The organism is Devosia psychrophila, from assembly GCF_000971275.1.
Lineage (GTDB): Bacteria > Pseudomonadota > Alphaproteobacteria > Rhizobiales > Devosiaceae > Devosia > Devosia psychrophila.
Genome location: NZ_LAPV01000085.1, coordinates 24,339 through 36,819 on the forward strand (window position 1 = coordinate 24,339; position 12,481 = coordinate 36,819).

Below are 12,481 nucleotides of genomic sequence, written 5' to 3' on the forward strand. Positions count from 1 at the left end.
GGCGCCGCAAGCGCAACATCTATTCAGCCGCCGCCTTATGCTCCGCTGCCAGCTCATCCGGCGCGAAGTCATCCACCTTCACAACGCGCTCGGTCGCCTCATCGGCCGCCCGCATGATCCCGGCCTCATTGTCGTTCAGCACGCCCGCCGCCACCGCATCGTCGATCGCATCGCGATCCAGCCGGCGCTCGATGACGCCCTTGCGCGAGGCCTTGATGAACCGTGCCTCGATTTCCTCGGCCTCGGTCACCTTGATCAACGCGTCTTCCAGCACGCCCGTCACGTCATCGGGATCGAACGACACATAGGTCCCCGTCGTCAGCCGGTCGCGGAACGCACCGGGCCGCAGCACCGAGCGCACGAAACGATAGTTCACGCTGTCGCTGGCCGGCTTGGCATGCCGCCCGAGCGGGAAGCACAGCACCCGCATCGCCACCGCAAAAATAGGATTGGGGAAGTTGGCAAACACCTCGTCAAAAGTTGCTTCCATCGCCGCAACCCGGTCGGCCATGATAGCTTCGACCAGTTCCTTGTCCTCGGCGATCTGCCCCTCGTCCTCGAAGCGGCGCAGCGTCGCCGACATCATGTAGAGGTCGCCCAGGATATCGGCCATGCGGCCACTTATCTTCTGCTTGCTCTTGAGCGCCCCGCCCAGCACCACCGTGGTCCAGTCGGCGGTCAATGCAAAAGCCTGCGAATACCGGTGCAACCGGCGATACCAATGCGCCATCGCCCCATGGTTCGGCGTCGAGGCAAAAGCGCCATTGCTCACACCATGCAGGAAGCTCGCCACGATATTGCGCAGCATGAACTTGGCATGCCCGCCGAAAGCCACGTCGAACTGGTGGAGCCCCTGCTTGCGATCCTTGTTCTGCGCCGCCTGCACTTCCTTAAGCAGGAATGGATGCGCCCGCAGCACGCCCTGGGCAAAAGTCATCAGCGTCCGCGTCAAAATATTGGCGCCCTCGACGGTGATCGCCACGGGCAAGGCCATATAGGCGCCGAACAGGTAGTTGCCCGGGCCGTCCTGGATGGCGCGCCCACCATGTATGTCGAAGGCATCGTCCATGCTGTCGCGCATCGCTTCGGTCGCGGTGTATTTTAGCAGGCCGGCAATCACCGCCGGGCGCTGCCCTTCATCGACCATCGACGCCGTCAGCCGCCGCGCCGCCTCGAATGTATAGGCGCGCTTGACCATCTCGCCGAGCGGCTCCGCCACGCCTTCCATGATGCCGACCGGAATACCGAACTGCCGCCGCACCCGCGCATAGGCCGACGTGGTGCGCAGCGTCTGCTTGATCGAAATCGAGCCGATAGCCGGCAGAGAAATCGCCCGCCCGGTAGAGAGACACTCCATCAACATCCGCCACCCCTGCCCGACGTAATCCGTGCCGCCGATCAGGAACTCCATCGGCACGAACACGTCCTTGCCGCGCACCGGACCATTCATGAAAGCCTGTCGCGCCGGAAAATGCCTACGGCCAATTTCCATGCCCGGATGGTCATGCGGCACCAGCGCCAGCGTGATGCCGATATCGGTGCCACGACCCAGCAGGTTGTCCGGATCCTTGAGGATGAAGGCCAGACCGACCAGCGTCGCAATCGGCGCCAGCGTGATATAGCGCTTGTCAAAGCTGAGCTTGACCCCCAGCACGTCCTTGCCCTGATACGTGCCCTTGGTTACCACGCCGATATCGCGCATGCCGCCGGCATCCGAGCCCGAATGCACGCCGGTCAGTGCAAAGCATGGCACTTCAAGGCCCTTGGCCAGCCGGCCGAGATACTTTTCTTTCTGCTCATGCGTGCCGTATTTTTCCAGCAATTCGCCCGGCCCGAGCGAATTGGGCACCATCACCGTGATCCCAGCCGCCACCGAGCGGCTGGCGATCTTGGAGACGATCATCGACTGCGCCTGCGCCGAAAAACCAAGCCCGCCATGCTCCTTGCCGATCAGCATGCCAAGGAAACCTTCGTCCTTGAAATACTGCCAAAGCTCCGGCGACAGGTCGGCGCGATTGTTGCGAATGTCCCAGTCGTCGATCATCGAACAGGCGACGTTGGTCTGGTTGTCGAGAAACGCTTGCTCCTCGGCCGTCAGCGTCAAAGGCCGGATCGAGGTCAGCTTGCTCCAGTCGGGGCGCCCCGAAAACAGCTCGGCATCCCAGCCCACGGTCCCGGCGTCGAGCGCTTCCTGCTCGGTGCGGCTCACCTTGGGCAATATGGATTTGACGGCGCCATAGATCGGCGTGAGCAACACCACCTTGCGGATGACTGCTACGCTCAGCACCAGCATGATGGCCGCGATAACCAGGATCGTCCAGCTTCCGGCGCCCAGCCCATAGCTGATGCCGCGCTCCGGGAAATCGATGCCGGACAGCAGCCCGATTGCCAGCGTCGCCGCGCCCCAATGCCAAAGCGGGCTTTCCCGCATCGCCAGCGTGGCAAAGACGACGAGGCTGATGGCTAGAAGCAGGAATGTCACGGCGTGCCCTCCTTGGCGTTGCTCGCCGGGGGCAAGCAACTTGATCCCAGAACGTCAGGCCAGTCGCCGAATCGTTCGGCCGTCATTGGGTCCGCCGCGTCGGGATCATAGCGCGGGCAGTCCCCATTGTTGAAGGCGAGTTTAGCAAGGTTTACGTATACGTCAACCTGATGTCGTTTAGGTTCGCCTTTACCCTCCCCCTTGAGAGGAGGGATAGCGAGATAGGACTTAGCCCTCCGCTAAGTCCGTAATCGAGCAGGGAGGGGGTGGAGGACCATCCGCTTAACCCACGCTTGTCGATAGCGCAGAACCCCCTCCCTGACCCTCCCCTCAAGGGGGAGGGTGTCGACTTGAAATTCATCCACCCACCACACCCAAAAACTTCAAGATCTCGGGCAGCCGTTTGACGCTAACGTCAAGCCGTGGAATATTCCTCCGAACACAGGGCGCAAGCCCGACAGCCGAAACCCGGCACCCGGAGGAACCCATGGCCACGATGATCGACACCGCCGCCCCGCTTCGCCCCTGGATCGCCAGCTATCCCGAGGGCATCAGGTGGGACACCCATATCGACACCCGGCCGGTGCATGAGCAAGTGCTCGCCGCCTGCGCCAAAAATCCGTCCGCGACTGCGCTCGATTTCCTCGGCCACACCACCAGCTTCGGCGATCTGGCCAAAAAGATCACCGCCTTCGCCGGCGCCCTGCAGCGCCAGTTCGGCGTCAAAAAGGGCAGCCGCGTTGCGATCATGCTGCCCAATACGCCCTTCTATCCCATCGCCTATTATGGCGTGCTGCGGGCCGGCGGCATCGTGGTCAATTGCAATCCGCTCTACACCGTTCACGAGCTTGCCCACATCACCTCCAATGCCGGCGCCGATGTGATGATCACGCTCGATCTGGCCCAGATTTACGAGAAGGCCGAAAAGCTGGTGCAGGCCGGCCACATCAAATCCGTCGTGCTCTGCCACTTCCCCGACGCCCTGCCGCTGCTCAAGAAAGTCCTGTACTCGGTCGCCAAGCGCAAGGACCTGACCAGGCTCGGCGCCTCGCCGATCCGCGACCGGGTCACCAAGTTCGAAGACATGATCGCGCGTCATGACACGCCTGATGCGGTCGTCATCGACGCCAAAAAGGACATCGCCGTCCAGCAATATACCGGCGGCACCACCGGAATTCCTAAGGGCGCCCTGCTCACCCACGCCAATATCTCGGCCAATATGAGCCAGATCAACGCGTGGGGCGACGGTCTCTTCCTCCCCCGCTCCACTGTGGTCGCCGTGCTGCCGTTCTTCCACATCTTCGCCATGACGGTCTGCATGAACGTGCCGCTCAGCAACGGCACCCGCGTCGTCATGCTGCCGCGCTTCGAGCTTAAGGCGCTGCTCAACCTGTTGGCCCGCACCAAGGCCAATGTGCTGCCCGCCGTGCCCACCCTGCTCAACGCCATTGCCCGCGCCGAAAACGTCACCCCCGAGCAACTGGCGAGCCTTGAGGTCTGCATTTCCGGCGGCGCCGCCCTGCCCGACGAAGTCCGCGCCGCCTTCGCCAAAAAATCCAAGGCCCTGCTTGCCGAAGGCTACGGCCTCACCGAAGCCTCGCCCGTCGTTTGCTGCGCCGCCCTGCGCAAGCCCAGCAAGCCCATGTCCATCGGCCTGCCGCTCCCCGGCACCGACATCCGCTTTGTCGGCGTCGATAGCGGCAAGCTGGTCGGCATCGGCGAAGACGGCGAACTGCAGGTCAAGGGGCCACAGGTCATGCCCGGCTATTTCGATAATGACGAGGCCACAGCCGAGGCTTTCACCGACGGCTGGTTGCGCACCGGCGACGTCGGCCACATGGATGAGGACGGCTATGTTTTCCTCGTCGATCGCATCAAGGATCTCATCATCTGCTCGGGCTTCAACGTCTATCCGCGCATCATCGAGGAAGCGCTGATGACCCATGACGCCGTCGAGGAAACCAATGTCATCGGCGTGCCCGACGCCTATCGCGGTGAAGCGCCCGTCGCTTACGTCAAGCTCCGCGACGGTGAAACCGTCACCGAGGACGCCCTCAAGCACTTCCTCGCCGACCGCCTCAACAAGATCGAAATGCCCAAGCAAATCATCTTCAAGGACGCCCTGCCCAAGACTCTGATCGGCAAGCTGTCCAAAAAGGAACTGCGCACGGAATACGCGCAAACAAGAGCCAAGAAGTGACCCCGCAGGACAATCGCGACCTGTTCGCCATCGCCGACCTCGCACGGGAATTCGGCATCTCCACCCGCGCCATCCGCTTCTACGAAGCCAAGGGCCTGCTGGCGCCCGAGCGCGTCGGCGCCACACGAGTGTTTCGCCGCCGCGACCGCGCCCGGCTCATCCTCATCCTCCGCGGCAAACGCCTCGGCTTCTCCCTCCGCGACATCTCCGACTACCTAAGCCTCTACGACGCCAACCGCACCCAGCAAGTCAGCCTGCTGATCGGCAAAGTCGATGAACGCCTGGCATCGCTCGAAACCCAGCTGGAAGACCTGCAGACCACCATCTCGGAGCTAAAAGAGATCAAGAAGCTGGCCGATGACCGGTTGGATAAAGCTGGTTAGCTATTCGCATTGATTTTTTGTACGTAAGGGCGTACCTGGATTGTCGAGGAGCTAAGTATGCGCGCCAAGTCCATTTCTGATTTCCGCAAAAACATCGCAACGGACGTCGAAGCCGTTGTGGAAGACCACGAGCCCCTTATTGTCACCCGCACAGGTGGCAAAGAAGCAGTCGTTGTGGTGTCCCTGAAGGAATACGAATCCTGGAAGGAAACTCTCTATCTCATGAGCACGCCCGCTAACGCTCAAGAGCTTCGCGACTCCATCGCTGAGTTGGAGGCCGGAAAAGGCGTGGAGCGAAAGCTAATTGAGTAAACTGGTTTTCACGGAGCGCGCGTGGAAGCATTATCTCTTCTGGTACGAGACCGATAAGCGCCGCTTCAACAAGCTCAACGATCTTATCAATGCCTGCCTTCGCGCGCCGCACGACGGCATTGGCAAACCCGAGCCATTGCTTGGGGAGTATTCGGGCTTTTGGTCGAGACGCATCGACGATGAACATCGCCTCGTCTATCGTATGAAAGACGATAGCCTGGAGATCATCCAGTGTCGCTTTCACTATCGCAAGACTTAACGCCCGCCCCGCGGCTTCACATTCTTCGTCATCAAATCCGGCTTCTTCGGCTTCACCCAGCCCTTGGGCGGCTGGCGCACGGGCACCTGCGTCCCCAATCCCATCGCCCCCGGCGGCGGCTGGCTGACCGTTACGGTATCCGCATCGCCGGGCGCTACGGGCGCCTCGCCCTTGAGCCGCGCGATCTCGTTGCGCAACGCCGTGGCCTTCTCAAAATCCATATCTTCGGCCGCTGCCTGCATCTCTTTGCCCAGCGCCAGCAGGCGCTCGTGATTGGATCGCGATGACATCATAGTCTCCTAACTGGCCGCCACAAACACAGCCATATCCGCCAGCGTCGCCGCTTCGCTGGCCGGCTTGTCCCATCTTATCCGGCTAATGCGCGGAAACCGCAGCGCCACGCCCGACTTGTGTCGCGTACTCTCCTGCGCCGAGTCGAACGCCACCTCGAAAACCAGTTCCTTTTTCACCTCGCGCACCGGCCCGAAAGCCTGCAGCGTATTGGCGCGGATCCATTTGTCGAGCAGCTTGAGTTCTTCGTCGGTAAACCCGAAATACGCCTTGCCGATCGGCACGATCTCATTCCCCTTCCACACGCCAAACGTATAATCGGAATAAAAACTAGATCTCTTTCCATGCCCACGCTGCGCATACATCAGCACCGCATCCACCACATTGGGATCGCGCTTCCACTTGAACCAATAGCCTTTGGGCCGCCCCGGCACATAGGGCGAGCCTCGCAGCTTGATCATGACACCTTCATGCCCATGCTCGTCCGCCCCCTGCCGGCGCTGCGCCGCCAGATCATCCCAATCGGCAAACGGCAGCACCTCGGAAATATCCAGCCGCGTCTGCGGATTGGCCTTCAGCCAAGCCTCCAGCCGCCGGCGCCGCTCGGTCCATTCCAGCGTCCGCACATCCTCGCGCCCGTCAAACAAAATGTCGTAGACCCGGATGAACGCCGGGCTGTCCTTAAGATGCTTGGCGCTGGCGACCTTCTTGTTCAACCGTTGCTGCAGGTCATTGAACGAACCCGGCTCGAAATCCTTACCCACCAGCAATTCGCCATCCAGCACCGCCACGCCCTGCGCATTCTCGACAATGTCGGGAAACGCGTTGGCGATATCGTCGCCAGTCCGCGAAAACAGCGACACCGTCCCATCCCCCAGCACCAGCTGCACGCGAATCCCGTCCCACTTCCACTCCGCCGAAAAATCCTTCGGATCGAACCGCCCCAGATCCTTTTCCTCGTCGATGGGATTGCTCAGCATCAGCGGATGAAATCGCGCCGACTGGTCCACATGCGGCCGCTCCGCCTTGCCATCCAGCCACGCAAACAGATCGAGATACGGCACCTTCAAGCCGTGCCAAACCTCCTCGATCTCCTGCAAATCCTTGCCGCTCATGTCGGCCAGCGCCGTCTTGGCCAGCCGCGCCGAAACCCCTATGCGCAGCGCACCCGTCGCCAGCTTCACCACCGCCCAGCGCTCGTTGATCCCCGCCTGCGTCAGCAGCGCCGCGATCAGCTTTGGCAGTTCGGCTTTCGACGTCATATTGAACAGCTCGATCAAATCCGTCAGCGACGGCAGGTCGCTCTGTTGACCATGATGCGGCCAGATCAGCGCAATGGTCTCGCCCAGGTCGCCCACATAATCATAGCTCATCGCAAACAGCGTCGGGTCCACCTCGCGCAGCACGATATCCTTGAGCAGCGCCGGCTTCACATTGCGAAACGTCAGCGCGCCCGTGAGCACCGCTAGCGCAAAGCCGCGATCTGGGTCCGGTATTTCGCGGAAATACTGCGTCAGCGCCGCCAGCTTGCGCGTCCGCGACGGGGTCAGCGCCAGCAGTTCCAGCAATTGGGCAAACCGCTTCATTCTTCCGCCCCCTCCCCGCCGTCGTCCTCAAAGCTCTGGATATTCAGCGGCTCGGCCTGCAGCCCCTGCGTCCGGCACCAGTATACCAGAGCATCCTCCCGACCATGCGTCACCCAAACGCTCTTTGCCTCGGTTTCATGGATAGTCTGCTGCAATTCGCTCCAGTCGCAATGGTCCGAAATCACCAGAGGCAATTCGACCAGCGCCTGCCGCGCCCGCTGCTTGACGCTCATCCAGCCCGAGGCCTGGCACACCACCGGATCGGGAAACCGCCGGCTCCAGCGATCGCGAATGGCCGACGGCGGCGCAATCACGATCTGCCCCGCCATCTCGGCCTTCACCGTTCCGGTGGCCGGCCGCAGATCACCCAGCGGCACTCCCAGTTCCTCATATAGCTCGCACAGCCGGATCATCGCGCCATGCAGATAGATCGGCGCATCCCACCCCGCATCGCGCAACAGTCCGATCACCCGCTGTGCCTTGCCCAGGGCATAAGACCCAACCAGATGGCTCCGTTCCGGCTGATCCGCCACCGATTTCAGCAGCCGCGCGATCTCAAGCTTGGGATGGGGGTGCTGGAATACTGGCAGCCCGAACGTCGCCTCGGTCACCAGCAGGTCGCATTTTACCAGTTCATAGGGCTGCGAGGTCCGGTCCGGCAGCCGCTTGTAGTCACCCGTTACCACCACGCGCTGGCCCTGGCTCTCGACCAGCACCTGCGCCGATCCCAGCACATGGCCAGCCGGAAAAAACGTGATCGTCACATCGTCGATCTTCAGTGGCACGCCGAAATCCAGCGCCTCGAACCGCCCGGCGCAATCCTCGCCATAGCGAACCTTCATGATCGCGATAGTGTCCGGCGTCGCCAGCACCGACCCATGCCCAGACCGCGCATGATCCGCATGCCCATGCGTAATGATCGCCCGCTCCCGCGGCACGCTCGGATCGATATAGGCGTCGATAGCGCGGATATGCAGGTTGCGGTCGAGAACTTGTGTGGCCATGGGCGACTGTAACGCGCTTGCTTGTCAGTGGTTCATCAGTATCCACCCGCAGTGCCAAGCGATGTCAGCAGACCCTACTTTCTATTCCTCTCCCCATTGGGGAGAGGTGGCTCGGCGCAGCCGAGACGGTGAGGGGGAATCCGACAGTCTGATCCGGCGGAAAGAATCCCCCTCATCCGGCGCTGCGCGCCACCTTCTCCCCGATGGGGAGAAGAATAGTCCTCACATCACCTTCGTGACCGCCAACAACCCTGGCCGCTGTTCGTTGGCCGCGGTGATCGCCGCCTCGCCGCCCAGCACCACCACATGTCCATGCCGCGCCACGGCATCCACCGCGTCCGCCATGCGCTTGAAATCCGCAACAGTGGTCGCGAGGATTTCATCCCGCCGCTGCTGCCGTATCGCGTCCGTAGTCCCGGTCAGCTGCCGCCACATCGACGAATAGCCCTTTGCATCGGGAAACTCATAGCCATCCACATCGCCGATCACCCCGATGATCGAGCGTGTCAGGTCGTTGTCGCCGATCCCGGCATTCAGCGCCTTGCTCGCCCCGTCATAGGCATCCAGCGTCTTCAACAGGTTCGGATCGCGATAGCTCAGGAACGAGAAATTCCCGCTCGTCAGGTCGAACCGGCTCGACCCACCATAGGCCCCGCCCTGCACGCGCACCTTGTCCCACAGGTACGTCGTATTGAGGAACTTCAGCACCACGCTAGACGCACCGGTCAGCTCGAACCCCAATGCCCGCAGGTTGGCGCCCTTGCCGACATAGTTCACCTGCGCCGGAATAATCAGCCCTTCGGACTTCGGTGCATAGTCAATCGCCCAATCCGCAAACGCGAAATCGCCATTCGGGAACCGCCCGAGGAAGCTCTCGATCTCGATCTCGCCCTTGGCCTGGCTCCACAGCGCGCCATCGGCAGTCACATTGACCACCATGCGGCCGCGATTAAACAGCGTGTCGCGAATCCGCACCAAGGCGGCCTGAACGCCGTCCCAATCGCTATCCACCCGCTTCACCAGGTCGCGGATGAACTGCAGATAGCTCACCCCACCGATCTGCTCGGCAATCCAGCTCGCTTCGGTGAGGCCTGATTTCAGCCGCGTATCGACGATGGAATTGCCTGATGGCACCAGCCGCGCTTCGAAGCCCGCCTTTTCCTCGAGCGCCATCTGTTTGAAACGTTCGCGATTATCCAGCCGCGCGTCGAGCAGCACATCGCCCATTATGGCGAGCATTTCCTCGATCTTGTCCGGCACCGCCTTGCCCGACAGGAAGAACCACGCCGCACTGCCATCGCTCCCCTGCCGCGCCGACAGTGCACGGTGCTGCTGGATGCCGCCCGTCGAGCGCCCGATGCGTTGCGTCAGGCTAACGAAATCTTCCTTGCTGGTGCCGGTCTGCAGCAGTGCCCGCCCGAACAGCGGCAGATAGGGCAACAGCTCTTTGTCCAGCACATGCAGGTCAAAGCCGAAATCGAGGTAAAGGATTCCCAGCGTCGGCAGGTCGTGATAAAACAGCCGCGCATCGCCCAACTTGCCGATATCGATCGGAATGGCCCGCGATTCCTTGGGCAAATCAGCCAGCGTCAGCGTCGGGATTCTCGCCAGCAAAGCCGGGTCATCGACCTCTTCCTGCAGCGCCTTGAGCTTTTCAGTCGCCACGACCGTCGCCTGCAGTGCCTTGTCGTCCAGCCCGGCGCGCACGCCCGCCAAAATCTCGGCTTCCTTGTCCGACTCGCGCTTGCCCTGCCCGGCGTCGGCGCTCAGCGTCACCGTTGTACGGTGCATATTGTCGATGAACAGCCGGCGGATTTCGCTCTCGAAATGGCCCTTGCCGGCCTTGTCCTTGAGCGCCGTCAGCGCATCTTCGAAATGCAGCGCTGCCAGCGGATCGCCGTCATGCAGCCAGGTCCCCAGCGCGTTGAACATGTAGACCATGCCGCGCGGGTAGGAGCCGGTATTGTTCTCGCGCAGCGAAAACTCGAACGTATTGGCTGCCGCTTCAAGCTGGTCCGCCGCAAACCCCGTCTCGGCAATCTTGGCCAGTTCGCTGAGGATCAATGCCTCGACCTTCTCGGCGTCGGCCGGGTCAATCCCCTTCATGCCAAAGCTTGCCATTGGCTGACGCAAGCCCGAGCCAATGCCGCCGCCCGTCATGCCTTCACCGAGGCCTGACTCGGTCAGCGCCTTGCGCAATGGTGCCGCCGGATTGCCTGCCAGCAGGTAGCTCAGCATGCCATGGCTCAATGATTCAGTCCGGTCCGCCGGCGGATCGATCATCCAGTTGACCGCGACCATTCCGTCGCGCGCCTTGCCCTCGTCCTTGGTGCCGGCATAGGTCGCGACGATCGAGCGCGGCGCATTGAACCGCGGCTGCAACTTGACCTCGGCGTCGACCGGCGCCCGCTCGAACTGGCTGAAATACGCATCGAGAATAGCCAGTCGCTCGCCAGCATCGTCATCGCCGGAAAAGAACGCTCGCGTATTGGACGGGTGATAGAACTTGGTGTGGAAGCCCTTGAACTGCGCATAGCTCAGCTCTGGAATGGCCTTCGGATCGCCACCCGAACTCTTGCCATAGGTCACGTCGGGATACAGCGACCGCTGCGAAATATCGCGCATCACCGCGTCGGGCGACGAGAACACACCCTTCATTTCGTTGAACACTACGCCCTTGTAGACCAGCGGGCTCGCCGTATCCTCAAGCTCGTAGTGCCAGCCTTCTTGCCGGAACGTATCCTCGGTGATCAGCGGGAAAAACACCGCGTCGAGATACACATCGACCAGGTTGTAAAAATCCTTGAGGTTCAGGCTGGCCACCGGATAGGCGGTCTTGTCCGGAAACGTCATGGCATTGAGGAAGGTGTTGAGGGATCCCTTGATCAGCTCGACGAAGGGCTTCTTGACCGGATATTTGCGCGATCCGCACAGCACCGAATGCTCGAGAATATGCGCAATGCCGGTCGAATCCTCCGGCGGCGTCTTGAAGGTGATGCCGAACACCTTGTTCTCGTCGTCATTGACCAGGCTCAGCACCTCGGCGCCCGTCTTTTTGTGCCGGAACAATTGCGCCTGCGAATTCACCTCCGCGATTTGCTCGTCACGGATCAGTTCGAAGGCAGCGTGATAGGACATGGAATCTCTCGAAGCGTGTTCTTGTTGTTGGAGCACAACGTAGGGATGGCCGCAGAGAAGCGCTAGGGGCGTCGCGAGAGGTTGACGAGTGTACATTTTTTGTGTACATCATCGGCAGTGCTAACCACACGACCTGGCGCGAGCCGAAACTCGCTTCGGAGAGACCTGGAAGGATCAGAGATGCGAAATTTAGTATTCACTGCCCAAGGAGTCTCTCAAGTTGGAATTCGAGTGGGACGAAGCAAAACGACATGCCAATTTCAATAAACACGATGTTGATGTCTTTGTCGCAGCCCTGATTTTTGAGCGCCGGACGATTAGCACTGAGGATCGGCGCCATGACTATGGCGAGGTTCGACATAAGTCGATCGGAATGGTCGATGACGTTTGCTATGTGGTCATTCATACTGAGCGAAGTGGAATAATTAGGGCTCATTTCTGCTTGAGAAGGAGGTCGCCATGACCGAAGAAAATATCAAACGCGTGTCGCTGGCTGAACTTCGCCGCATGAAGGATGCTGGCGAAATCCACCATAATCCCAACGCCCCCGAAGGTCCCGAACTCGGCGACCAATTCTGGGCGAACGCCGTGCTTGTCGAACCGCAGAGCCCGACCTCCGTCCACCTAAAGCTCGACCCCGAAGTGTTCGACTACTTCAAGGGCCAGGGCAAAGGCCACATCACCCGCATGCAGGACGTGCTGAAAGCCTACGTCAAAGCCCACCAAGGCCGCTGACACCTGTGCTTTTCCACCTTCTCCCCTTGACGGAGAAGGTGCCCGGAGGACGGATGAGGGGGCTTCTCCTCTCACCCGAGCCCGTAGGGTG

Annotated in this window: 11 protein-coding genes; 6 read left to right on the forward strand and 5 right to left on the reverse strand. The window is 61.1% G+C overall.

All coding sequences use genetic code 11. From position 1 onward, the window contains the following. Positions 1-19: 19 nt before the first annotated feature. A complete protein-coding gene (locus tag WH91_RS07305) occupies positions 20-2,482 on the reverse strand; it encodes an acyl-CoA dehydrogenase (protein ID WP_143078115.1) in 2,463 nt (820 codons plus the stop codon). Between the two features lie 487 nt (positions 2,483-2,969). On the opposite strand from WH91_RS07305, the gene WH91_RS07310 reads away from it, so the two are divergent. Genes WH91_RS07310 through WH91_RS07325 form a run of 4 tightly spaced genes read left to right on the forward strand, consistent with a single transcriptional unit; the run spans position 2,970 to position 5,636 of the window. Next, the gene (locus WH91_RS07310) at positions 2,970-4,682 is read left to right on the forward strand and encodes a long-chain-fatty-acid--CoA ligase (RefSeq protein ID WP_046170339.1); all 1,713 of its coding nucleotides are present in this window, start codon (positions 2,970-2,972) and stop codon (positions 4,680-4,682) included. Next, positions 4,679-5,065 (forward strand): MerR family DNA-binding protein, encoded by a 387-nt coding sequence (locus WH91_RS07315; RefSeq protein ID WP_046170340.1) that lies wholly within the window; start codon positions 4,679-4,681, stop codon positions 5,063-5,065. The genes WH91_RS07310 and WH91_RS07315 overlap by 4 nt, the downstream gene beginning before the upstream one ends. A gap of 57 nt (positions 5,066-5,122) precedes the next feature. Then, entirely contained in the window at positions 5,123-5,377 is a 255-nt protein-coding gene (locus tag WH91_RS07320) for a type II toxin-antitoxin system Phd/YefM family antitoxin (RefSeq protein WP_046170341.1), read from the forward strand. After that, a complete protein-coding gene (locus tag WH91_RS07325) occupies positions 5,370-5,636 on the forward strand; it encodes a Txe/YoeB family addiction module toxin (RefSeq protein ID WP_046170342.1) in 267 nt (88 codons plus the stop codon). The genes WH91_RS07320 and WH91_RS07325 overlap by 8 nt, the downstream gene beginning before the upstream one ends. Here the strand turns inward: WH91_RS07325 and WH91_RS07330 are convergent. The 4 genes from WH91_RS07330 to WH91_RS07345 all read right to left on the reverse strand — a co-directional run bounded on the left by WH91_RS07330 (position 5,633) and on the right by WH91_RS07345 (position 11,655). Further along, positions 5,633-5,926: a UvrB/UvrC motif-containing protein gene (locus tag WH91_RS07330; RefSeq protein ID WP_046170343.1), complete on the reverse strand. Its 294-nt coding sequence runs from the start codon at positions 5,924-5,926 to the stop codon at positions 5,633-5,635. The genes WH91_RS07325 and WH91_RS07330 overlap by 4 nt on opposite strands. Before the next feature lie 9 nt (positions 5,927-5,935). Then, positions 5,936-7,513, reverse strand: coding sequence for a cisplatin damage response ATP-dependent DNA ligase (locus WH91_RS07335; protein ID WP_046170344.1), 1,578 nt, complete (start codon positions 7,511-7,513; stop codon positions 5,936-5,938). Then, positions 7,510-8,517 carry a ligase-associated DNA damage response exonuclease gene (locus WH91_RS07340; RefSeq protein ID WP_046170345.1) on the reverse strand — a complete coding sequence of 336 codons (1,008 nt, stop codon included), beginning with the start codon at positions 8,515-8,517 and terminating at the stop codon, positions 7,510-7,512. Before WH91_RS07340 ends, WH91_RS07335 begins: the two co-directional genes overlap by 4 nt. Before the next feature lie 222 nt (positions 8,518-8,739). Continuing rightward, a complete protein-coding gene (locus WH91_RS07345; RefSeq protein ID WP_046170346.1) occupies positions 8,740-11,655 on the reverse strand; it encodes an insulinase family protein in 2,916 nt (971 codons plus the stop codon). A 220-nt stretch (positions 11,656-11,875) separates the two neighbouring features. Here WH91_RS07345 and WH91_RS26075 point away from each other — a divergent pair, with 220 nt between their 5' ends. Beyond that, positions 11,876-12,118, forward strand: a complete 243-nt coding sequence (locus tag WH91_RS26075) for a BrnT family toxin (protein WP_199533504.1) — start codon at positions 11,876-11,878, stop codon at positions 12,116-12,118. Next, positions 12,115-12,390 (forward strand): BrnA antitoxin family protein, encoded by a 276-nt coding sequence (locus WH91_RS07355; RefSeq protein ID WP_199533505.1) that lies wholly within the window; start codon positions 12,115-12,117, stop codon positions 12,388-12,390. The genes WH91_RS26075 and WH91_RS07355 overlap by 4 nt, the downstream gene beginning before the upstream one ends. Positions 12,391-12,481 lie beyond the last annotated feature (91 nt).

Bases quoted from the DNA above. Each gene is read 5' to 3' on its own strand.
- WH91_RS07310 (WP_046170339.1), top strand. From the start codon at position 2,970: ATGGCCACGATGATCGACACCGCCGCCCCGCTTCGCCCCTGGATCGCC.
- WH91_RS07320 (WP_046170341.1), top strand. From the start codon at position 5,123: ATGCGCGCCAAGTCCATTTCTGATTTCCGCAAAAACATCGCAACGGAC.
- WH91_RS07330 (WP_046170343.1), bottom strand. From the start codon at position 5,926: ATGTCATCGCGATCCAATCACGAGCGCCTGCTGGCGCTGGGCAAAGAG.
- WH91_RS07335 (WP_046170344.1), bottom strand. From the start codon at position 7,513: ATGAAGCGGTTTGCCCAATTGCTGGAACTGCTGGCGCTGACCCCGTCG.
- WH91_RS07340 (WP_046170345.1), bottom strand. From the start codon at position 8,517: ATGGCCACACAAGTTCTCGACCGCAACCTGCATATCCGCGCTATCGAC.
- WH91_RS07345 (WP_046170346.1), bottom strand. From the start codon at position 11,655: ATGTCCTATCACGCTGCCTTCGAACTGATCCGTGACGAGCAAATCGCG.
- WH91_RS07355 (WP_199533505.1), top strand. From the start codon at position 12,115: ATGACCGAAGAAAATATCAAACGCGTGTCGCTGGCTGAACTTCGCCGC.